The sequence below is a fragment of the Bacteroides bouchesdurhonensis genome, assembly GCF_900155865.1.
Taxonomy (GTDB): Bacteria; Bacteroidota; Bacteroidia; order Bacteroidales; family Bacteroidaceae; genus Bacteroides; species Bacteroides bouchesdurhonensis.
In genome coordinates this window covers 4596518-4621500 of sequence record NZ_LT707006.1, presented here as the reverse complement: position 1 = coordinate 4621500, position 24983 = coordinate 4596518, and the positions used below count along the sequence as shown (strand labels likewise).

The 24983-nt window shown below is 38.7% G+C and carries 12 protein-coding genes and 1 pseudogene; 11 read left to right on the top strand and 2 right to left on the bottom strand.

Annotated elements, in window-relative coordinates; genetic code table 11:
* Positions 1-7: 7 nt before the first annotated feature.
* From CZ225_RS20100 to CZ225_RS20075, 6 genes are all read left to right on the top strand, one after another.
* Positions 8-2569 carry a glycoside hydrolase family 38 N-terminal domain-containing protein gene (locus CZ225_RS20100; protein ID WP_077155215.1) on the top strand — a complete coding sequence of 854 codons (2562 nt, stop codon included), beginning with the start codon at positions 8-10 and terminating at the stop codon, positions 2567-2569.
* Between the two features lie 32 nt (positions 2570-2601).
* Positions 2602-4938 carry a GH92 family glycosyl hydrolase gene (locus tag CZ225_RS20095; RefSeq protein WP_077155214.1) on the top strand — a complete coding sequence of 779 codons (2337 nt, stop codon included), beginning with the start codon at positions 2602-2604 and terminating at the stop codon, positions 4936-4938.
* Positions 4939-5066: 128 nt separating this feature from the next.
* Positions 5067-8069 (top strand): discoidin domain-containing protein, encoded by a 3003-nt coding sequence (locus CZ225_RS20090; RefSeq protein WP_394334035.1) that lies wholly within the window; start codon positions 5067-5069, stop codon positions 8067-8069.
* 245 nt (positions 8070-8314) lie between these two features.
* Positions 8315-9178, top strand: a complete 864-nt coding sequence (locus CZ225_RS20085; protein ID WP_077155212.1) for an alpha/beta hydrolase — start codon at positions 8315-8317, stop codon at positions 9176-9178.
* A 143-nt stretch (positions 9179-9321) separates the two neighbouring features.
* Positions 9322-10734: an SGNH/GDSL hydrolase family protein gene (locus tag CZ225_RS20080; protein WP_077155908.1), complete on the top strand. Its 1413-nt coding sequence runs from the start codon at positions 9322-9324 to the stop codon at positions 10732-10734.
* Positions 10735-10798: 64 nt separating this feature from the next.
* Positions 10799-13486, top strand: coding sequence for a family 78 glycoside hydrolase catalytic domain (locus CZ225_RS20075; RefSeq protein ID WP_077155211.1), 2688 nt, complete (start codon positions 10799-10801; stop codon positions 13484-13486).
* Between the two features lie 277 nt (positions 13487-13763).
* On the opposite strand, the gene CZ225_RS20070 is transcribed toward CZ225_RS20075, so the two are convergent.
* Positions 13764-15122 carry a transposase gene (locus tag CZ225_RS20070; protein ID WP_077155210.1) on the bottom strand — a complete coding sequence of 453 codons (1359 nt, stop codon included), beginning with the start codon at positions 15120-15122 and terminating at the stop codon, positions 13764-13766.
* Between the two features lie 223 nt (positions 15123-15345).
* A complete protein-coding gene (locus tag CZ225_RS20065) occupies positions 15346-16860 on the bottom strand; it encodes an SLC13 family permease (RefSeq protein ID WP_077155209.1) in 1515 nt (504 codons plus the stop codon).
* A gap of 1194 nt (positions 16861-18054) precedes the next feature.
* On the opposite strand from CZ225_RS20065, the pseudogene CZ225_RS20060 reads away from it, so the two are divergent.
* From CZ225_RS20060 to CZ225_RS20040, 5 genes and pseudogenes are all read left to right on the top strand, one after another.
* A pseudogene (locus CZ225_RS20060) lies at positions 18055-18150 on the top strand (DUF5005 domain-containing protein); the annotation flags it as partial.
* A gap of 306 nt (positions 18151-18456) precedes the next feature.
* Positions 18457-20277, top strand: coding sequence for a RagB/SusD family nutrient uptake outer membrane protein (locus CZ225_RS20055; protein ID WP_077155208.1), 1821 nt, complete (start codon positions 18457-18459; stop codon positions 20275-20277).
* A 30-nt stretch (positions 20278-20307) separates the two neighbouring features.
* Entirely contained in the window at positions 20308-20757 is a 450-nt protein-coding gene (locus tag CZ225_RS20050) for a DUF5004 domain-containing protein (RefSeq protein WP_077155207.1), read from the top strand.
* 17 nt (positions 20758-20774) lie between these two features.
* A complete protein-coding gene (locus CZ225_RS20045; RefSeq protein WP_077155907.1) occupies positions 20775-21824 on the top strand; it encodes a DUF4961 domain-containing protein in 1050 nt (349 codons plus the stop codon).
* A gap of 23 nt (positions 21825-21847) precedes the next feature.
* Entirely contained in the window at positions 21848-24982 is a 3135-nt protein-coding gene (locus CZ225_RS20040; protein ID WP_077155206.1) for a SusC/RagA family TonB-linked outer membrane protein, read from the top strand.
* The last annotated feature ends 1 nt before the right edge of the window (position 24983 follow it).

The window sequence follows — 24983 nt, the reverse complement described above, 5'->3', positions numbered from 1 at the left end:
AAATACTATGAATAAGATATATATCATATTATTAATAAGTTTTATTTGTACATGTGTGCATTCACAACAAGTTTATTTTGTGGATGGATATCATGGCGGTATTTATGGTCATTATCCGGTAGAATGGAAGACTCAGTTCATAGTTGATCAGTTATCCTGTCATCCGGAATGGAGGATTGGCTTAGAAATAGAACCTGAAACCTGGGATACTGTGCGGGTGAGGACTCCTGAAGCATACGCTCGTTTAAAAGGAATGGTTACAGGTGAACAAATAGAGTTCACTAATCCCACTTATGCACAGCCTTATTGTTACAATATATCAGGGGAAAGTATTATACGACAGTTTCAATATGGTATTAACAAGATAAATAAACATTTTCCAGAAGTAGATTTTATCACTTATTCGGTGGAAGAACCTTGTTTTACAAGCTGTTTACCTCAGATTCTTACGCAGTTTGGTTTTAAGTATGCAGTATTAAAGTGTCCGAATACTTGTTGGGGAGGGTACACTGGTGCCTATGGAGGAGAACTTGTGAATTGGGTAGGTCAGGATGGAACTTCCATACTGACCGTTCCTCGTTATGCCTGTGAGCAACTGGAAAAGAACTCTACTTGGCAGACGACTGCTTGGTGCAATGAAACAGCATATTTGCAAGAATGTAGAAATGCAGGAATCAAACATCCGGTAGGTATGTGCTATCAAGATGCCGGTTGGAAAAATGGTCCATGGTTGGGGAGTGGCGACAACACAAAAAACAATTCTATATATGTGAGATGGAGAGATTATATTGAGAATATCTCCATTGGCAAGACTGATGATAACTGGTATTTTTCGCAAGAAGATATGCATGTAAATTTGATGTGGGGAAGTCAGGTACTACAAAAAATCGCTCAAGAGGTTCGTACATCAGAGAACAAAATTGTGATGGCTGAAAAAATGTCCGCGATGGCTCATTGGGAAAATGAATATAGTTATAAGCAAGCGGAACTGGATGAAGCATGGCGTACTTTAATGCTGTCACAACATCATGATTCATGGATTGTGCCGTATAATCGATTGGACAAAAGCGGAACATGGGCAGATGCAATTAAACATTGGACTGGTTGTACCAATAAAATTGCAGATGAAATAACAGATGCCGCTATGCAGAGTTATGAAGAGGGGCAAGCTTATAACACCAATATGGCTCTCAGTGAAAGATATATACGCGTTTATAACACTCTTGGCACGAAAAGAAGAGAAATGGTAAGTGTCATCTTACCTAGTGATTATATAGGTTCAGATTTGGAAGTTTGTAATTGGAAAAAGCAATCGATAGCTTATTCCTTAGAAAGAGAAGACGGTAAAGTGAGATTGTTATTTATGGCAGATGTTCCTCCCTTCGGTTACTCTACATACCTTGTCCGTAAGACTAAATCAAGTAAAAAGGCGTTTTCAGGAGATAAAGAACATAAAAAGGTAAGCGGACGGGAATATGTATTCGAAAATGATATGTATAAAATCGTTTTTGATTTATCGAAGGGAGGAATTATAAAAAGTCTGATTGCTAAAAAAGAGGGCAATAAAGAATTCGCTAGAAATAATGGCGAATATTCATTAGGAGAAATGAGAGGGTATTTTTATGAAGAAGGTAAATTTCATTCTTCTACGGAAGCTCCTGTCCGGATGACTATAATGAGTAATAATGAGTACGAAACCAGGATACAAGTGGAGGGTGAAATAGCTACGCATCCGTTTACACAAGTCATAACTCTTGTTAGTGGACAAAAACGAATCGACTTTGATCTTACTGTTAACTGGAAAAATAATGTAGGCATTGGAGAGTACGAAGAAAAGAATTGGCGTGATAACCGCAGAGCTTATTGTGATGATCGGTTTAAACTGAGCGTTTTATTTCCGGTAGATCTTCGTTCTCCTCGTATTTATAAGAATGCTCCGTTTGATGTTTGTGAGAGTAAGTTGGATAATACCTTCTTTAATACTTGGGATCAGATCAAACATAATGTCATTCTTAATTGGGTAGATTTGGCAGAGCGGAAAGGTGACTATGCGCTGGCATTATTGTCAGATCATACTACTTCATATTCTCATGGAGAAGATTATCCGTTAGGATTGACAGCTCAATATTCTGGTGGAGGACTTTGGGGACCTGACTATAAAATTACAGGTCCTATGAAGATGAAATATGCTATCATCCCTCACCGTGGAAAATGGGATGAAGCTTCTATTTCTACAAATAGCGATTGTTGGAATGAGCCGTTACTATCTTCTTTTCATTCTTCCGTAGATTTGGAATCAAAATCTTTCATTGACTTACAGAATACCGGTTATCAGTTAAGTGCTGTTAACTTACAGGATGGAAAGGTTATGGTACGTTTATTTAATGCGGAAGGTGATAATACTCCTCAGAAGGTTACTTTCACTATGCCATTATCCGATGTAGAAGAAGTTGATTTGAATGGGAAGTGTATTGAAAAAAAGAAGATAAGTACACGCAATGGGAAATCCGGAATCAATGTTTCAATGCCCCGTTTTGGTGTTAAGACTTTCTTTTTGAACATTAATTGAATATTTAAATATAGAAAATCGTAACTGTGTGTATGTGTAAAATTACTACAAATCTTCTGGTCGCTTGCACTTTTCTAGGGATGATGTCATGTTCGTCTGTTAATAAAGTGAATGCTGATTTTACTCCTACTGACTATGTAAATCCATTTATTGGTGCCAGTACTAGTGTTGGAGCTGCGGGTGTTTATCATGGATTAGGCAAGACTTTTCCGGGAGCTACCACTCCTTATGGGATGGTGCAGGTGAGTCCCAACACAATAACTGGTGGTGATAACGGATCTGGATATAGTGATGAACATAAAACGATTGAAGGATTTGCCTTTACCCAGATGAGTGGAGTGGGTTGGTTTGGTGATTTAGGTAATTTTCTTGTGATGCCAACAACCGGTGACTTACACAAGATAGCAGGTAAAGAAGATAATAGCATCCAAGGATATCGCTCTTCTTACGATAAAGTAACAGAGATTGCTAAAGCTGGATATTATTCTGTCAAGCTGACTGACTATAATATAAAAGTGGAAAGTAGTGCCACTCCGCATTGCGGAATTCTGCGGTTTACTTTCCCATCCAATGAACAATCACGTGTTCAGGTCGATCTGGCACGTAGGGTAGGCGGGACATCTACTTCTCAATATATTAAAGTAATAGATGAATATACCATTCAAGGCTGGATGAAGTGTACACCTGATGGTGGTGGCTGGGGAAATGGGGAAGGAAAAGCAGATTATACGGTTTACTTTTATGCCCAATTCAATAAACCTTTAAACAATTATGGATTTTGGAGTGCTGATATCCCCGATGATTGGGTACGTAAACGCGACGAAGTAGTCAGTGTTCCTTATCTCACTCGCGTATCCGAAGCTCCTGTGATTCGTGATAAAAAGGAATTGGCAGGTAAGCATCTTGGCTTTTTTACAGAATTTCCCACTAAAGAAGGGGATGATGTAGAATTAAAAGTAGGGATTTCCTTTGTTGATATGGAAGGTGCTGCCAATAACTTTAAGCAGGAAATTGCTTCTAAAAGTTTTGAGCAAGTGCAGCAGGAGGCAAATGCTTTGTGGAATAAGGAGCTTAGCCGGATACGGATATCCGGAGGGACAGAAGATGAGAAAACAGTTTTTTATACAGCCTTATATCATACCATGATTGATCCTCGTATTTATACAGATGTAGATGGGCGATATGTAGGAGGAGATAAGAAAGTGCATGAGAGTGATGGTAAATTTATTAAGCGTACTATATTTAGCGGCTGGGATGTATTCCGGAGTCAGTTCCCCTTACAGACCATTGTCAATCCGCGTTTAGTGAGTGACGAACTGAACTCATTGATAACGATGGCTGCTCAGAGTGGACGTGAATATTATGAACGCTGGGAATTTCTGAATTCCTATTCCGGGTGTATGTTGGGAAATCCTGCATTATCTGTATTAGCGGACGCTTATTTGAAAGGAATCCGAACTTATGATGTAGAAAAAGCTTATCAGTATGCAGTCAATACCTCACATAAATTTGGAAATGACACGTTAGGTTACTCTCCTGAACCATTAAGTATTTCACATACTTTGGAATATGCTTATACAGATTGGTGTGTTGCTCAACTGGCAAAAGCTTTGGGCAAAGAAGAAGATGCTAAAAGCTTCTATGAAAAAGGACAAGCTTATCATAATGTATTTGATAAAGAAAAAGAATGGTTCCGTCCACGCAATGCGGACGGTACATGGGTAGCGTGGTCAGAAGATGCACGTACTAAAGAATGGTACGGTTGTATGGAGGCGAATGCATATCAGCAAGGTTGGTTTGTTCCGCATGATGTTCCGGGAATGGTAGAATTGATGGGAGGAAGAGATAAAGTAATTGCCGATCTGACCAATTTCTTCAATAAAACTCCTTCCAATATGCTATGGAACGAATATTTTAACCATGCGAATGAACCGGTACATTTTGTTCCTTTCCTTTTCAATCAGCTTGATGTACCTTGGTATACACAAAAGTGGACTCGTTATACTTGTGAGAAGGCTTATGCCAATAAGGTAGAAGGTATTGTAGGCAATGAAGATGTTGGTCAGATGTCTGCTTGGTATATTTTGGCGGCTTCCGGCATTCATCCTTCCTGTCCGGGTAATACGCGGATGGAAATTACGAGCCCGGTGTTCAGTAAGATAGAGTTTCGGCTTGATCCTAATTATTATTCTGGAAAGACATTTACAGTCATTGCTCATAATAATAGTGCAAATAATATTTATATACAAAAAGCTCTGTTAAACGGTAAAGAATATAATAAATGTTATCTGGATTTCACAGATATTGTATCCGGAGGAACTCTGGAATTATATATGGGCGACCAACCTAATATGAATTGGGGAATTTGATTGCCCAATAATTAGCATAACAAGTAGTAATTTAAATTTTTACCAACATGATAAATAAGTCTAGGCTTCTTTTATTGTTGGGGGTAGTTGTTTTTACCCATTCGGGATGTGTGAAACAAACCTCAACGATGTCATTAAATAGTTCAAACCCTCAAATCGTTTGGCAGGTGAAACCACAGGCAGATTTGGGAAATGCTACCGGAGAGCAGATATCTACACCTGGCTATGAAATGACCGAATCTGTTAAAGGTATAGTTCCGGGAGCTGTATTTACCGCTTACGTTGAAGCGGGAATTGTTCCTGATCCGGATTACTCCGATAATATCTATAGAGTAGATGAGACCTATTATAATCGTTCTTTCTGGTATCGGACCGAATTTGAACTTCCGGCTTCGTACTCAAAAGGCAGACGTGTCTGGCTTCATTTCGACAATACGAACCGTTATGCAGATTTCTATTTTAATGGGGAGAAAATATCCGGTACGAAGACTTCTACCAAGGATGTAAGTGGTCACATGATACGTTCAAAATTTGATGTGACCGATCTGATCAAGAAATCAGGTAAGAATGCGGTTGCCGTTTTGATTACTGATCCTGACCAGAAAAAGACAAGGAAAGCCACAGACCCGTATGGAGTGGCATGTAGCCCCAGTTATCTGGCGGGTGCCGGTTGGGATTGGATACCTTATATTCCGGGACGTTTGGCAGGTATTACAGGTAATACGTATCTTACCATTACGGGAGATGTAATAATGGAGGATCCTTGGGTGCGTTCGGATTTGCCAACCCTGCAAAAAGCGGAAATCTCTATTTCAACAGATATCAAAAACACTTCTTCTTCTCCAAAGAGGGTAGTAGTTTCCGGAGTTATCCAGCCGGGAGATATATCTTTCTCTAAAGATTTTCAGATAGAGGGGGAAGCTACTTCTAAAGTTTCTATCAATAAGGACGAATTTACACAGCTGGTTATTGATAATCCGAAACTATGGTGGCCGAATGGTTACGGTGAACCAAATCTGTATACTTGTAAACTGACTTGTTCCGTAGACGGTGAGGTATCGGATGAAAAAGAAGTCTCATTTGGTATCAAGAAATATGAGTATAAGATGGTCGATAATCTAGTCGGTTATCCTGTTCTGACATTTTTTGTCAATGGACAGAAAGTATTTGTAAAAGGAGGAAACTGGGGGATGAGTGAATACTTGCTTCGTTGTCAGGGTAAAGAGTATGAGACGAAAATCAGGCTTCACAAAGAAATGAATTATAATATGATTCGTCTGTGGACAGGATGTGTGACGGACGATGCATTTTATGATTATTGTGATCAGTATGGTATTATGGTATGGAATGATTTCTGGTTGTACGTTGCCTATAATGATGTAGCCGAGCCGGAAGCTTTTAAGGCGAATGCTCTTGATAAAGTCAAACGCCTTAGAAACCATCCTTCCATTGCAATCTGGTGTGGGGCGAATGAAACGCATCCTAAACCGGAACTGGACAATTATCTTCGTGAAGTTGTTGCCAAAGAAGATAATAACGATCGTATGTATAAGTCCTGCTCTAATCAGGATGGTTTGTCCGGAAGCGGTTGGTGGGGAAATCAACCTCCAAGACATCATTTTGAAACTTCAGGCAGTAATCTGGCGTTTAATACACCGGCCTATCCTTACGGTATTGACCATGGATATGGCATGCGTACGGAGATAGGTACAGCTACTTTTCCGACTTTCGAAAGTGTGAAGTTGTTTATTCCGCAAGAATCATGGTGGCCTTTGCCTACTGACGATCAATTGAAGAACGATGATGATAATGTCTGGAACAAGCATTTTTTCGGGAAAGAGGCTTCAAATGCTAATCCGATCAATTATAAGAATTCTGTGAATACCCAATACGGAGAGTCGTCCGGTCTGGAAGAGTTTTGCGAAAAGGCTCAGTTGTTGAATATGGAAGTTATGAAAGGCATGTATGAAGCATGGAACGATAAGATGTGGAATGATGCCGCAGGTATTTTGATCTGGATGAGTCATCCGGCCTATCCTTCGTTTGTATGGCAGACTTATGACTATTATTATGATCCTACAGGTGCTTATTGGGGAGCGAAGAAAGCCTGTGAACATTTGCATATTCAGTGGAATGCTTCCAACAATAGTATAAAAGCAGTAAATACTACTGCTGAAGACCTTAAAGGTGCAGTTGCTAAAGCTACAATTTACGATCTGAATGGAAAAGAAATCCCGGCATATGGACAAACGAAACAGATTGACGTAGCTGCCAGTAATATTGCAGAAGCTTTTACATTGAACTTTAACCCGTTTAATCTGGCTTTTGGAAAAAATGTAGTGGCTTCTTCGACAACAGGTGCTTCCAAAAGTGCTTCAATGGTTGCCGATGGAGGGACCGGAAGTCGTTGGGAAAGTGAATATAGTGATCATCAGTGGATTTATATTGATCTTGGTAAAGAGGAAAAGATCGATAATGTTGTCTTGAAATGGGAAGCTGCCTTTGCCAAAGAGTATGATTTGCAAGTATCAAACGATACAAAAGAATGGAAAACGGTTTATACGAATAAAGAGGGAAAAGGAGGTACAGAGGAAATAGAATTAGAACCTGTTACTGCACGTTATGTGAAGCTGGCAGGCATTAAACGTGCTACACAGTTCGGATATTCATTGTTTGAATTTGAGATATATGATGAGAAGACCAAAAAGATGGATGGGCTGACCCCGCTTCATTTTATAAAATTAGAATTGATGGATGTAGGGGGTAATTTACTATCAGAAAACTTCTATTGGAGAAATGGAGGGGATGATCTCAATTACACTTTGTTGAATACGTTGCCGGAAGCACAACTGTCATGTAGGTTGGTAGATAAGTCAATGTCTAATGGAAAGATGAAGATCGAACTGAAGAATAACTCAGACACTGTAGCTTTTGCCAATCGTGTGAGACTGATCAATAAAGCAACTCAGGAGCGTGTGCTACCGCTAATTATGTCCGATAACTATGTAACTTTGATGCCGGGCGAGGAGAAAGTGATCAGTGTAGAAGCCGACCCTGATATGCTGAAAGGGGGCGTAAGCGTGCTGGTGAAGCAGTATGGAAAAACGGAGCAGAATAAATTAGATATATGATGAGATACTAGCAACAAGAGAAAATATATTTTTTCTTATATTTGAAAATCTGGAGATAGTAATTTGATAATTAGTCATTATGTCTCCGGATTTTTATATAAAATCTACTCACAGAAATTTAAAATGAAGGTATTGTATTATTTAGAAAATAAAATAATAATTTAATTTTGTAGTTTGATAGGATTGAATTGTTCTTTAATCAAGTGGTATTGTGATATTCTGCAAACTAAATTATAATAAAAACAATGAAAAAGATTTTACTATTTGCACTAGCGTTTATTAGTATTGCTACTACAGTATATGCTCAAGGTAGCAGAGTATATGAAACTCATACAGTAAAAAGTAAGATATTGGGGATGGAACGCCATTATTCTGTTTATTTGCCGGCCGGTTATAATGAAAATGATTGTAGTTATCCAGTGTTATATCTTTTACATGGACATGGGGACAATCATACCGGCTGGGTACAATTTGGGCAAGTGCAACGCATTGCCGATAAAGCAATAGCCGAAGGAAAGGCAACCCCAATGATCATTGTGATGCCTGATGCTGACTCGGTACATAAAGGATATTTTAACCTCCCGGATGGAAGTTATAATTATGAAGATTTCTTTTTTAAAGAATTGATTCCTCATATCGAAAAAACATACAGAGTACGTGCTGAAAAGCGTTATCGTGCAGTAGCCGGACTTTCAATGGGAGGAGGAGGAACATTGTTTTACGCGCTCCACTATCCGGAAATGTTTGCTGCGGCTGCTCCTCTTAGTGCCGTTTCCGGTAAATGGATTATTGAGCAGATGAGGAGTATGTCGGATATGTCAAAAGTCCCAGCGGAAAAGGCGGAATCCTATTTTAAACAGTTTAGCATAGAAGATATCCTGAAATCTTCAGAAGATAAGGTGAACGCTATTAAATGGGTGCGTTGGTACATCAGCTGTGGAGATGATGATTTTTTGACAATAGATAATAGCCTTTTACACATTCAATTGAGACAGAATCAGATCGGTCACGAATATCGGGTGAAAGACGGTGGACATTCTTGGAGTTATTGGAGGATGGAACTGCCGGAAGTAATGGAATTTGTATCGAGATCGTTTATACAATATTAAAAATAATATCGGGGGAGAATGACATTTCGGAAAACAGGGACTTTTGGCGTATTAGCAATTAATGATGATGCATTCTTATTTTAAGTAAAGTTTTTTAATTCATGGATTATGTTTCGGATGTGTCATATAAAGTTTATATAGCAATGAACTATAAAATAAATATTAAGGTATTTCTTCTATTGTTACTAGTTTGTATTAGCTATGGAAGTTTACAAGCACAATCATCCCTTCCTCCATTTAAAAAAGGAGAACGGGTAGTATTTGTAGGAAACAGCATTACTCATGGCGGACATTACCATTCTTTCATCTGGCTGTATTATATGACACGTTTCCCGAGCAAACCGATTACTGTTATAAATGCGGGAATCGGTGGAGAAAGTGCATGGGACATTAAAGACCGTTTAGATTATGATGTCTTTAACAGGAAACCCACTTATGTGACCCTTACTTTCGGTATGAACGATACCGGCTATGATATATACTGGAAAGACAATGCGAAAGAATTATCCGAACAGCAGGTAGAAAAGTCATTGGAGAGTTATCGGGAAATAGAGAAGCGTTTGCTGGCGGAGGAGAAAGTTACCAAAGTGTTGATAGGTGGCTCGCCTTATGATGAAACAACTAAATTGAATTTTTTCAATCTGCCTAACAAGAATCAGGCTATCTTGAAGATAATCGACGTTCAACGCTCCTCGGCGAAAAAAAATAACTGGGGCTTTGTCGATTTCAACGAACCGATGAGAAAAATAAATTTGGAAGAACAGAGAAAAGATTCTACCTTTACTTTTTGTAGGGTAGATAGGATTCATCCTGATAATGACGGCCAAATGGTAATGGCTTATTTATTTTTGAAAGCACAAGGATTGGCAGGAAAGGAAGTTGCCGATGTTTCTATTGACGCAGAGTACTCAAAGGTGATATCTCAAAAGAATTGTAAGATTTCAAAATTGAAGAAAGACGGAAATGATGTGAGCTTTAATTATTTGGCTTACGCGCTTCCTTATCCGTTGGATTCTATTCCAAGGCAAGGTTGGGGAAATATAAAGTCACAACGTGATGCGATGGCGTTAGTTCCGTTTATGAAAGAATTTAATCAGGAACGTTTTCAAGTAACCAATTTGGAGAAGGGACTGTATCGATTGACTATAGACGGACAATTCATTGATGATATTTCATCCGGGCAATTGGAGAACGGGATTAATTTGGCTGATTATCCGATTACCCCGCAATATCAGCAAGCGATGAAAATCATGTATCTGAATGAAGAACGCTTTGAAGTGGAAAAGCGGTTTAGGGAATATCTGTGGACTGAATATTCATTCCTGAAAAAAGAAGGCTTATTATTCTCTGATAATCAGGAAGCGATTGATAAACTCAGAGAGTATCTGCCGAAAGATGGTTTTCTCAGGGCTAGCTATGGTTGGTTTACTAAGGCTATGTACCCAGAAGTACGAGAAGTGTGGACGAAGTATATGGACACAATCGTTGATAAAATTTATAAAATAAATAAGCCGGCTACTCATAAGGTGAAACTGATAAAGTTGAATGAAATGTAAACGATTATAAATGCCAGATTGCCTGTAAAGGCTCACATTTGAGACATTCGTAAAGATCTTTATTATGAAGGACATAAGAATTTTGTTAGGCATAGGATTTATATACTGCTTTTGTAATATCTCGGCAGTAATATATGGAAAAGGTAAAGGTACAAGTGGTTCCTTTACTTTGGACGAATTAAAGTGCGAGAACTTGATAAATCCTTTGGGAATTGACAATACTACCCCTCATTTTAGTTGGAAACTGAAAGGTGACGGATGGAAAGGAGGGCAAGCCTATTATGAAATTCAGGTAGCGACAGACAGTCTTTTAATCATTCGGGATGAAGCGGATTTATGGAAATCGGGGAAATTGAAGTCTGACGCTTCAGTAATGGTACCTTACCGCGGCTCACCTTTGACTTCCCGTTCATTATGCTATTGGAGAGTACGTGTCTGGGACCAGAAGAAGAAGAAAGTTTCTGCGTGGAGTTCCGTAGCGCGTTTTTCTGTCGGTCTTCTGGATAAAAGTCAATTTCATGGTGACTATATCGGATCGTCTCCAGAGGGAGGACAGGTCTGCGCTCCTTTACTTCGTAAGAAAGTGAGAATGAATCAAGCGGATACTGCATTCCTGCACGTGAATTCATTGGGTTATCATGAAATCTATGTTAATGGAAGGAAAGTAAGTGAGAATGTGCTTGTTCCTGCTGTATCGCAATTGGGGAAACGTTCACTTATTCTTACCTATGATATTACTTCTTATCTGAAAGAAGGGGCAAATGATCTATTGATTTGGCTTGGCCAAGGATGGTATAAGAAAACTACTTATGGCGCAGCTTATGACGGACCGCTGGTGAAAGCGGAACTGGATGTCTTGAGAAATGGTAGATGGAAAGTGCTGACTCAAACGGATCGTTCGTGGAACGGGTGTGAGAGTGGCTATTCGGATACGGGTAACTGGTGTGCGCTTCAGTTTGGGGGTGAAAAAGTAGATGGGAGAATTTTGCCGGTAGACCTTTCATCCCAGTCTCTTGATCAAAGAAAATGGGCTCCTGTGGTAATCGTGGATGTTCCTGACCATCTTGTTTCTCCTCAGATGTGTGAGGCTAATAAGATTCACCGGGTATTACAACCTGTCTCTATAAAACAGTTAGGCGAGGGTACTTGGTTGGTGGATATGGGAGAAAATCAGACCGGATGGTTTGAGATGAAGATGCCTGTGTTACCTTCAGGACATGAAGTCTGTATGGAATACAGTGATAATCTGAACAAAGAAGGAGAATTTGATAAACAAGGCGAGAGCGATATCTATATTTCCGGCGGTCGTCAAGAAGAATGCTTCAGAAATCGTTTCAATCATCACGCATTTCGGTATATACGTATCTCCAACCTTCCAGTGAAGCCTGAAATCGGGTGGATAAAGTCTTTGCAGATCTATGGGGATTATCCGCAAACTGCTACTTTTGAATGTTCTGACGCTGATTTGAATGCCATTCACGATATGATTCAGTATACGATGAAATGTTTGACATTCAGCGGATATATGGTGGACTGTCCACATTTGGAACGTGCAGGATATGGCGGAGATGGAAACTCTTCTACGATGAGCCTGCAAACAATGTATGATGTAGCGCCAACTTTTGTAAACTGGTTGCAGGGATGGGGAGATTCTATGCAAGAAGGGGGAAGTCTGCCTCATGTGGGACCTAATCACGGTGCTGATGGTGGTGGTCCTTATTGGTGTGGATTTATAGTGCGGGCTCCATGGAGAACTTATATCAATTATAATGACCCGAGATTGATTGAGAAATATTATTCTCAAATGAAAGAATGGTTTAAGTATGTGGACAAGTATACTGTAGGCGGTTTGTTGAAACGTTGGCCGGATACACAATATCGAAACTGGTATCTTGGCGACTGGTTGGCTCCGGCAGGAGTGGATGCCGGTGCACAATCTTCCGTAGATTTGGTGAGTAACTGTTTTATTAGCGAATGCTTGGACACAATGAATAAGATAGCTTTAACATTGGGAAAAGCGGAAGAAGCTCAAGAATTTGCCAATCGCAAGGAGAGACTTAATCAGCTTATACACCAAACCTTCTATCGTGCGGATGAAGGCATTTATGCCACCGGTTCACAATTGGATATGTGTTATCCGATGTTGGTAGGTGTTGTGCCCGATTCTTTATACACTCAGGTAAAAAAGAATATGATAGCTGCTACAGAACAGAAACATAATGGGCATATTGCTGTCGGTCTAGTTGGAGTCCCTATCTTGACGGAATGGGCGATCCGGAATAAAGAAGCTGACTTTTTTTATCAAATGATGAAAAAACGGGATTATCCCGGCTATCTCTATATGATAGATAAGGGGGCTACCACTACTTGGGAATACTGGAGTGGTGAACGTAGCCGGATACATAACTGTTACAATGGCATCGGTACTTGGTTTTATCAAGCTGTAGGAGGAATCCGCCCGGATGAGACTAAGCCTGGTTATCGTCACTTCTATATCGATCCTCAAATACCAACTGGGCTGACTTGGGCAAAGGTTATCAAAGAATCTCCTTATGGTACTATTGCTGTCGATTGGAAACTACAAGGTAACCAATTAAATCTTCGTCTTACCATTCCTCCTGGGACTACAGCTACGGTTTGTATGCCTGATAGTGCCGTTTCTTGTAGGATAGACGGGAGAAAAGTGAATGTGAAAAATAAAACATTTATGGTTGAAGGTGGGAAATTTAATATTGTATTTGATCTCTCATAGTAGCTTTTCAAAAGAAGTATCTGAACGGGAACACCCTTGTTGGTTGTTAATTGGGGATATTCAGTAAATGTCCCTCTTTCTTATAAATTAAGAGAACAGTTTTACTTTACGTGAGCTTTTCTCTTAATTTTTTTGTGTAAAGTCTCAAGTCTTGTATCTTTTTAATAGAATATTATTTACATATTCTTATTCTTTCTTCCCAACGGTACATTATGTATATGTCTTTTTAGGGGAAGTTAAAAACCTCTCCTCTTTTCTTCTTCTTCTTTTAGTCTGATTATGCAGCCGTTCTTTTTTTCTTTTCGACCTTTTCTATCATAGATACCGCATTGGCCGTATGTATTCCAAAGAAAATCCAAAGTATTTCCGTTTTCCTGTTTCTGGCTTTTATTCTGGCCAGTGAGTAATGTTGTTTCTGCGTTCCAAAACTTCCTTCCAGGCGGGTAGCCCTTTCACGGCTGAGTTCCGACCGTAAGATTTTCCGAAGTGGCTCATCTTTGGCAGCTCTTCCCTTACGCTTAAAGGAAGTACTTATATGATATTTAGTACAAAATTTCCGGTTGGCATTATTAGCATAGATTGAATCCGCTGCAAGCGCCTTAACCCTGACCTTGGTCAGTTGTTGTTGCAAATGAATACAGTCTTTCAAACGTACTCCTTCGTTAAAAGCCTTAAAGGAGATATGTTCTATGAAGGAGATTCCATCTATCTGTATATTGTTGACCTTGGCTCCGAACTCAACGGATTTGGTTTCCTTGCCCCTGACAATGGGGCGAAGGTAATGCCGGTCGATACTCACGATACGGTTGGACACTTTTTTGCCTGCAAATAAATTCTTCCCTTGCTCAAGGACCGTCTGTATGACCGAGAAACGCCTTTGGTAATCAGAGGATAGTGTAAGCCTGTGCCTGTAGGATGAATGAAGCTGCTCCAGCTGGTCCAGTAGCTTTTCCAATAACTGAAGTAGCCTGCGTTTAATCATACGGGTCTGTGATTTCCTGCGTTTACGCAGTTTACTGTAAGCAAGGTAGGCACGGCTTACATCAAGATACTTGTTACGGGGACGTTGTATGTGCAATGTACGGCAATGTTTGCACAGATGGCGATGAAGCCATACAATACCTTCCCATAAGAGTTTGACATCAGTAGGAAAGCGCAAATGACTTTCATAACAGGTGGCATCGGTCATACAGACATGAAGGTTCTCAAGATAAGGTTTCCAATGCTCAGCCAGAATAAGCTGGAGGGACTCAATATCAAGGCGGTCCGCTACTTCCTGACGAATCGCACTGACGATTTTAGGATTGGTCAGTGGATGAAGAGGATCAATCTGAACACCACAAAATAACTGGTAATGAATATTACCGTTTAAATGCTCAATCAGTTGTGCATCGGAAAAGTTGGTATAGGACTTCAGGACCATCAAGGCTATTTTACCTTCGGGAGAAAAATAACTTTTACGACCCAAAGCAGAGGACTTCAAATGCATTTGCCGGGCCAGTTCCGAGAAAGGAAACAGAGCATGGAGGCGACCTAATTCGCTCGTTGCAAAACTTTGACGATATTTTTTTAGCATATCGAACTCGGTAAAACCTAAACAAGGTTCGATTTCGGATATTTTTTGTATCTTTACCATGTCTTTTTAGTTTAGATTACCCCCGTTTTGGCCGTCAAACCGTTTTTTGGGGGGAATGCTTAAAGATACAAAAAAGGCAACTAACTCGCAATGAATTAGTTGCCTTAAATTTTATTATTTTACGAATATCCCTAATTGATTACAAAAGGTTGATACCTTTACTTTAACAGGCTCTGTAAGAATGTTTATTTCTCACAGAGCCTGTTATATGATAGGAAGTTATTTATAGTAATTTGTTGGAACCAAGTATAATTAACATGGTATATCCTAATATCAGTCCGATTATTCCCATGATTATACCTACTTTTTCCATATCTTTTTGTTTGATCATTCCTGTGGCATGTGCTAGAGCATTAGGTGGCGTACTAATTGGTAATATCATTGCTAGTGATGATCCGATTGCCACTCCAATTAATAAAGTCTCTACGCCCCCTAATGATGACAGGTTTTCACGCATACTGATTCCGGCAATAGCGAGAATAGGAACAAGTAAAGCTGCAGTAGCAGTGTGGGAAATAAAGTTTGCCATGGCGTAGCAGATCAGTCCGGAACCGACAATCATTAGTACAGGAGGCCATGTACTGAATGGAATAGCTTCAATCATATGCTTAGCCAGTCCAGTCTCTTGCAAAGCTACGCCCAATGCAAAGCCACCAGCTACCATCCAAAGTACACTCCAGCTGATCTCTTCCAAATCACGTTTGGTAATAACACCTGTTATACAAAATACAGCTACCGGAATCATCGCTACTACATTGGAGTTTACTCCTGTAAACTTGTCGAACATCCACAATAGAACCGTTATAGCAAAGGTGATATAAACAACAATGGAACGCCAGTCTTTCTTTGCTTCACCTTCAATTTGCAGTTCGATGCTCTTTTGTTTGAATGGGAACAGTCGTAAGAGTATAAACCAAGCGATAAATAATACTATTAGAGTATAAGGCAACATAAAACTCATCCACTCTCCAAAACCGATATTTAAGTTTAATCCTTCCGGATCATTCAAGTATTTTAAAGCAATGGCATTAGGTGGTGTGCCGATAGGGGTTCCCATACCGCCTACATTGGCAGCTACAGGAATGGCCATAGCCAATCCTATTTTTCCCTTTCCATCTGCCGGAAGTGCTTTTAATACGGGAGTCAAAAAAGTAAGCATCATGGCAGCTGTAGCAGTATTACTAAGAAACATCGAGAATACAGCTGTAACGAGGATGAATCCCAATAGTACATATCGTGATTGTGTTCCAAAGGGTCTCAACATGACTCGTGCCAACAATACGTCCAATCCACTTTTGGTTGCTGCGATAGCAAGAATGAATCCACCTATAAACAGCATGATGATAGGATCGGCAAAACAGTGCATAATAGATTTATATTTCACAGTTTGTCCCAATTCTTCTGCAGGAATGTTCTGGGTTAAGAACCATAAACTACTATCGGAAACGGTAAGCAATAGTAATACGACTATTAGTACGGAAGTTGTCCATGCTGGGACAGCCTCGAATACCCACATGAGAGTAGCAAAAATAAAAATTGAAATAAGTCTTTGTTCTATAACAGTCAAGCCTTCTATCCCCAATGTATTAATAGGGAGTAACCATAAAATAAGGGAAAGGGTAATAGCTATGGTTAACTTTACACATCGGGCTACTGTCTGATTTTTTGCTAATCGTTTAGCTTTCTTTAAGTCCTGATAAGCTTCTACTAGATGGAAACCATGAAAAATCTTGTACATAATATTAGAATAAAATTAAAAAAACGTTGCAAAAATAATTTTTAATTTAATATATAGCTAATCTAATGCTGAACTTTTTTCTTGTTTTTTTCTTCTTGTAGTTCTTTAGTGGAAATACAATTTCTCTAATATTGGTTTAAGAACACGATAAACCGAAGTCTCATAAATATTAAGGTAAGAGTTATCATGATCTTGTTCTTTGAATCGGTTCTTTAATTGGGTTCTTAAAATCCGTTCTTTGAGAGCTGAATCTGGAATATGTATACAGTTTTTGATTCGCTTCCAAACTCAATTTCCCATATCCATAGTCTCACTATATTATAAGTGACGAACAGAAGCATTAATAGATTAGTTCTTCTGTTCCTAGGATAAACTTTCTGTCATTTAATGGTAAAGTTATTCTATATTAATCAAAATCTATAAATGCAAGTTCCATTTATAAAAACGCAAGTTTCATTTATATAAACGTAAGCTTCATTTATAAAAATGCAACTTTTGTTTATAGTTTAGTCCCAATAAAGAGTAATTTATCTATCAGAGGAAAAGAAGTTAGGTATTAAGGAACAGGAAGTTTGTTATTAATGAAACGGATGTTTACTATTAATAAGGAGCTTAAAAGTTATCTGTCCTCCTTAAAACGAAGAGTATATCGGCAAAAGTGATTGGTGATAGGTGATAGATGAGGTGATAGATAAAATAACAACCTATCACCACTCCAAAGCACGATCAACAAGGAGTTTCCGAAGGTTGGTGATAGGTTGATAGAGAAAATGATGTTTTTTGTTAGGAGGAGGCAGACAATGCTGCCATATTTTCTTTATGCAACGATTCATTTCTGTGTCAGGGGTTCAATCGGATTCGGAAATAAATCAAAAAACGGGGAAAAGGGTATTGAATTTGTAGCGATTGAGGTATAAAGGTTAATCATAAGTTGAACGAACTATTGTTATTTTTAACGGACTATTAATTTAGAGAACACACACGAGTTAAATAAGAAGAGAGTTTTATTGGGTCAAGGATATAATGCTGTTGCTCGTGTTTGGCAGGGACATTTTTATGTTGGTATCAAGGGGTATGTTTATTTTAGCACAAGGGGGCAGAATCACTTTTTTGGGGGGCATATTATACTGTTTTTCCAATAGTATTATGATCATGACTATCTTTCTAAATAAATAGTTCTTGTTATGAATGGTTAATTCAGGGGATAATTTCAATTTTCCTGGTAGTGCCGATTTTTATCGTCCTTATTACTATCGTGTTTTCAATTGGGAAAGTTTATATGACGAGTAAGAATAGTGGTTATTAATCAACTTATTCGGTAATGTTTGTTTCGAAGGTCATCTCTTTAAGCTAGGAAGAGGTGACCTTCTTCTTGAGTATAGGTATATAGTTTTTTGCGAGTATTTCAAAAGACAATTTTTAAATAAGGAGTGATATTCAAAAAAATAATTAAATATTTTTAGTGGTATAATATTTTATAATCGTTCTTAGAACAAATACGCAAACTGTAGGCTCGTTATAAAAATAACTAATAATAATGAATTTTACCGATTTAAGAGTTTATAAACATTTTATTAACCGCTATTTCTATTGTATATGAAAGGCTTATTTTATTTTTTCTTATCTATTGTAAGTGTGTGGATGTACTCCTCTTGCGCGGATGATTTTCTTGGCGAGACAGAGACCACAAACTTGGACCAGGCGACAGTTTTTGCCGATAGTACTTATACCTCTCAATTCCTAAATCAAATTTATGTAGATATTGGATATGATGTTAAGTATGATCGTTATAGTGGTCACGGAGGATTACAGACTAGTAGTGATGAAGCAGCTTACAAGGCTAATACCGGACTTGCGACGGATATCATGTTTGCTACGGGGTCGGTAAATCCGGTAACGGTTGCCGAAGATGATGTATGGCGAAAAGCTTATCAGAATATTCGCCGAGTAAATGTGTTTTTTAAATATGTGGATGGCTGCCGCATGTATGAGAGTGCTAAAACGGAGTATAAGGCTGAAGCTCGTTTTTTACGGGCATGGTATTATGCAATGTTGCTGAGACACTATGGAGGTGTACCTTTGGTATATGACGATATCTATGAGTCAGTAGCAGAAGCACAGAAAGAACGTAACTCGTATGCTGATTGTGTAGAGTATATTGTGGATGAGGCTAACAAAGCTGCTGAGGATCTGCCTCCTACAAGAAGTGGTAATAAATTTGGGCGTATCACTTCGGGTGCTTGCAAAGCCTTGATTTCACGCGTACGTTTGTATGCTGCCAGCAAATTGTTTAATGGTAGTGATTTTGCTCCTGCTGACTACCCAAAAGAGTTGGTAGGATATCCTGAAGCTGATCAGGAACGTTGGAAATTGGCAGTTGATGCTGCACTCGATGTTATTAAGTCAGGTAGATATAAGTTGTATATCCGAGATAAGGATGAAAATGGAAATGATTATCCTGGATGGGGATATTATGCAGCATTGTTGCCTTCTGATTTTTATGATAAAGTAGGAGCTGATGTTTATAGTGGTACTATTTTTGAAAAAAAAGCTGATGGTGGTATAGCAACTCAGGTAGCATTTGCTCCACCTAGTACCGGAGGAAGTGGAACCGGAGGATATATATATCATGATTTAGCCGAATTATATCCGATGGCAGATGGTACACCGACAGTGGTAAATGGTGAATATACTTCTAATTATATTCCTACAAAACCTGCAGAAAATAGAGATCCTCGTTTTACATTTATTGTAGCTTATCATGGATGTTCTATGAAGAGTAATCAGCAAGATACTGAAATCAATATTTCTGTAGGAACACAGCAAGATGCTATTTATCGTGGAACTCCGACCGGATATTATACACGTAAATTTCAAACTTTCCCTTCACATGCCAACCATATGGTAGCGGGTTCTTGTTCACAAGCTCGTCCATTGATCCGTTATACTGAGATTTTATTGAATTACGCAGAGGCGGTTAATGAATATTACGGTCCAAATCATGTTGATGACTTTGGAGAACGTGGGAAAATCAGTCCGTATATTGTATTGCGGGAGATACGCAAGTGTGCTGGCATACAACCTGGTGAAGGGGGAGAGGATGGACCAAATGCGTATGGCATCAAAGATAATATGACGCCGGAAGAAATGGCCGAGGCTATTCGTTTGGAACGTCGATTGGATCTGGCATTTGAGGGACATCGTTTCTTCGATGTACGTCGCTGGATGATCGCTGAAAATACGGATAATCGGATGATGCATGGTCTTGAGGTTACCAGAAAAGAGGATGGAGATCTATCTTTAAGAGTGATTGACGCGCGACAACATGTATTCCGTAAGGCAATGTATTTCTATCCGATACCTTATAAAGAGACGGTGAAATCACCAAAGTTGTTGCAAAATCCATATTACGAATAATAACGGTTGTTTCATTAAAAAGAAAAAAGTATGAAATTGAAAATACAAACTGCGGCTTTACTTTTCGTTTTAATAGGTTTTATGAGTGCTTGCGATACCTTTAAAGACGAGATTACTTCCGGACCTTTTGTGGAAGTACCGAAACAAGTGGATGGAACATGGCAATTAAGCACTGTTACACGTAACGGGACCGATATATCGGATGCGATGGATTTTAAACAATTCCGATTGATTTTGAAAGATGACAATTCGTATGAGCTGGAAAATTATCTACCGTTTATCGTTAAGAAAAAAGGTACATGGCAGGTAGATGATGTGATGTTTCCTTTCTTCTTAACCTTTCAAGAAGATGGAGCTACAGAAGGAATAAAAACGGAGATAACTTATCCGATTATAGAGGGGAAACGTCATATAACCCTTACAATTAGTCCGGGATGCATGAATAACTCTTATGTTTATTCATTTGAGAAGGTAGATTAATGATTAAAAAAAAAACTATGAAATATAATAGTACAAGAAAACACAAATTAGGATTATTAGCACTATTAGTGTTACCTCTGATTCTGCTCGGATGTGCTTTTGTGATTAATAATATTTATATTGAACAAGAGAACGAAGAAGGGGAAATGGTAGCTTACGTCAAGGCTGGTGAAGTGGCAACTTTTAAGTTTGATGGTTATCTTGAAGGTATGAATGGAACTAATGAAGCGTTCATTGTAGCTGTATTAGTGCCCAGAAGCTGGAATGCAAGTCGAAATGCAGTAGTGACTTATACGGAAGACAAATATGAGCCGGAGATAGAACATCCGATGACTGTTATTCCGAATAACGAATCACCTGCAAGTTATCCAGGAATGACTTGGACAGCTGCATTAAAGAAAGTATATGGTGTCAGATACAATGTATTGAACGATATGGAATGGATAGCGTTTAAGTCTGAACCTTATGCTGATGTAAGTGGGACGATAAACTTTGTAGTAACTTTTAAATGTAATGCGGGAACCAGTAATTTAAGATTCAAACCGGCTTTCTTTATTAATCATTCTACTAATGGTCTTGGTTCAGATAAAGAACGTTTTGCCATAGCTGATGCAGAATGTTTCGAAGTAGTAGGGGGTAAAGGAGCAGTGACTGATTTTTGTTCGGTACACTATTTCCAGATTGAACCTATAAATTCTTTGCAAGATGACTTTGTGACATTTACTTTCCAAGGTGATATTTATGAGAACGATTTAAAGAAATTTGATAAAGTATATTGGGAAGCTACTGCTTATACTATAGAAGGGAATAAATATAAAATTGATGAAAAGAGTGAAAAGACTTTGATGAAAAAGGATAAGAAACTCCCGAGACACAGTCTGACAATTTGGCCTGGAGGTTTCTTTAATATTCCGGAAGGTGAGACGATTACCCGTATAGAGTATTTTTTCACAAATGAAGACGGAACGGTATACATCTCTAAGACGGAAGATGATAGGGACAATAGTGGTGAAGAAGTAGAGGAAGGATCGAAAGAGCCTTTTGAATTTGAGCTTCAATGTGAATAATAATTAATCTAAAAATAAATTATATGCGTAATATATTGAATACAATAAAGAGTCGGTACTGCTTCGCATTGGTTGTAATGTGGATGTTGCTGGGCTTGGGACATTTGAATGCAATGGCTCAAGGAACCGAAGGAACGACTGATAATATTATCGGTAAGGTAATCGACCAATATGGTAATCCAGTATCGGACGTCGTAATCACCATGAAAAACTCCGATTATAAAGCTGTTACTGGTGCAGATGGAACATTTGAATTTCAGTATAAAAAGGGAGATGTGCTTCGTTTTTCTCATCCCGGACTTTTATATAAAGAGGTTAAAGTCAATAAATTAAGAAAGTCGGAACGTATATTTAAAGTAACGGTGTCGGAAGCATTTGTTAAATTTCCAGAGACTATCAGCGGACCGTATGATACGAAGAATAAAGCTAGTTATTTAGGCTCGGCTGCTACTGTTTATACAGATCAGTTGACTTCATCGCTTTCCACCACTATTATTCCTTCATTGCAAGGACGTTTGCCGGGTTTGAATATCATTCAGACTCGTGGAGCACGACAGCATCAGATTACTGCTAATTCTTCTTCAGGTATGTTTGGTGGTGTTCCGGTAACAGATGTCATAGGTAAAGGAGCTTATGCTGATAATACAGAGTTCGACATTAAATCACGTCATTTTTCTCCAATAGTAGTAGTTGACGGTGTGCAGAGGGATTTTTATTCTATTGATCCTGAAGCTATCGAATCGGTATCTTTACAAAAGGATGCTTTGTCATCTATGTTTTTAGGAATGCATAGTTCTCGTGGGGCATTAGTGGTCACAACCAAAGATCCGATCAAGCAAGGATTTCAGTTATCCTTTACCGGACGTTTTGGTGTACAAAGTTCGGTGAAGACCCCTAAACCATTATCTTCTTCACAATATGCTTATCTGCTGAATGAAGCTTTATTGAATGATGGTAAAAATCCTTTCTATTCGTACGATGATTTTACTAAGTTTCGTGATCATTCCAGTCCCTATACACATCCTGATGTGAATTGGTATGATGAATTGATGAATAACAATTCGACGATTCAGTCATATAATTTAAATGCCACCGGAGGTAACAAATACGCGCAATATTTTATTAGTGTGGGGTATGTAGGTGAGAATGGATTATTCAAAAATTCCAGTGGTAACGTTCACGATACGAATCTGACATTTGATCGTTACATGATTAATTCTAAAGTGAATATTAATATAACTGATGATTTTACGGCTAAAGTAACATTGATGGGACGTGTGGAAGAAGGGACCCAACCTGGTGGTAAAGGCAACGGTTATGGAGATATTCTGAACTCTATTTATTCGACTTCAAATAATGCATACCCTGTGAGAAATCCGGATGGAACATGGGGAGGAAACCAGTCATATACTAATAATCTGTTATCACAAGTGATTAATTCCGGTTACATTACAGATGGGGCTAGAGATGTATTGGGTAGCATAAATTTGCGTTATGACTTCAGTAAATTAGTAGAGGGCCTGTCTGCTCGTATAGTGGGTAGTGTAACTTCTCAGAACCGTTCTACAATCAAACGTACCATGCAATCAGAAGTGTTTAGTTATAAAATAGATGATACAGGCAATGAAGTTTATACTCGTTATGGGAAACCAGACCCGCAAACAAATTCTTTTAGTGCCGTGTCTAACTATCAACAAATGTATGGTCAGTTTGCAATCGATTATGAACGTCGTTTCGGTAAACATGGAGTAAAAGCCACTTTGATGGGAGATACTAAAAATGTTCTTACTAACTGGGACCTTCCTGAATATCCGTCTAACGTTATCTTGGATGCTTCTTACGATTATGCCGGCAAATATTTCGCACAGGCAGCTATGAGTGAGAGTTTCTATAATCGTTATGCCCCGGGTAGAAGATGGGGGACTTTCTATGCTTTCGGTTTGGGATGGGATATTAGTAAAGAAAATTTCATGGAAGATCTTGACTGGCTGAATCAATTGAAGATACGTGGTGTATATGGTAAAACTGGTAATGGAATGGATAACGCCGGTTATTACAATTATTATCAGACTTACTCAGAGAGTGATGGATATGGTGCGGGTACAAAATTTTCAGGTTCTGGATATGCAGAAAAAACCCCATTGGCTAATCCTTTCATAACATGGGAAAAAGCTCATAAGTTGAATGTTGGCATTGATATGGCATTGTTTAATAACAAATTAAGAATCACGGCTGATTATTTTAATGATAATTATTATGATCTGATACAAAAGCGTGGTAAGAGTATTGATTTAATCGGGCAGAGTTATCCGGATGAAAATATTGGTAAAGCACGCTGGTTCGGTGGAGAATTATCTTTAACTTATCAGGACCATGTGGGCAGTTTCAATTATTATGTCACAGGTAATTGGAGCTGTGAACAAAGTAAGTTATTGTTCAAGGATGAACAAAAAGTACCTCATGATTATCTTCGTGCGACAGGTAGACCGGTTGGAGCCATTTTTGGATTGGTAGCTGAAGGCTTCTTCACTTCTCAGGAAGAGATTAAAAGCAGTCCGGTGATCGAAGGATTTAATAATATTCAACCGGGTGATATCAAGTATAAAGATATGAATGGTGATAAGGTGATCAATGAATTTGATAAAACAGTCATCGGTGGTGAAAAACCACTTTCTTATTTCGGTATTGATCTTGGATTTGAATGGCGTGGACTGGAGTTCTCGATGTTATGGCAAGGAGTTTACAATCGGGATATATTGATGAGTGATTGGAAATTATTAGAAGGTTTCCAAACAGAAGGACAGATGTATGGGCAGGCATATGAAAATATGTTAGGGCGTTGGACGCCGGAAACTGCTGAAACTGCTACTTTCCCAAGATTATCTGCCGGAGGTAGTAATTATAACCGTGGTAATGGCTGGGGATCCTCTTTCTGGTTACGCTCCGGAAATTTCCTTCGTTTGAAAAATATCAATTTGGGATATAATCTGCCTGATTCATTCTGTCGTAACTATTTGGGTGGAGTACGAGTAAAAGTCTTTGTAACCGGGCAGAATCTACTTACAGTATCCGGATGTGATCTGATTGATCCGGAGGTAAGTTTTTCAAATTACCCCTTGCAACGTTGCATTAGCACAGGTATTAATATTAAATTCTAAT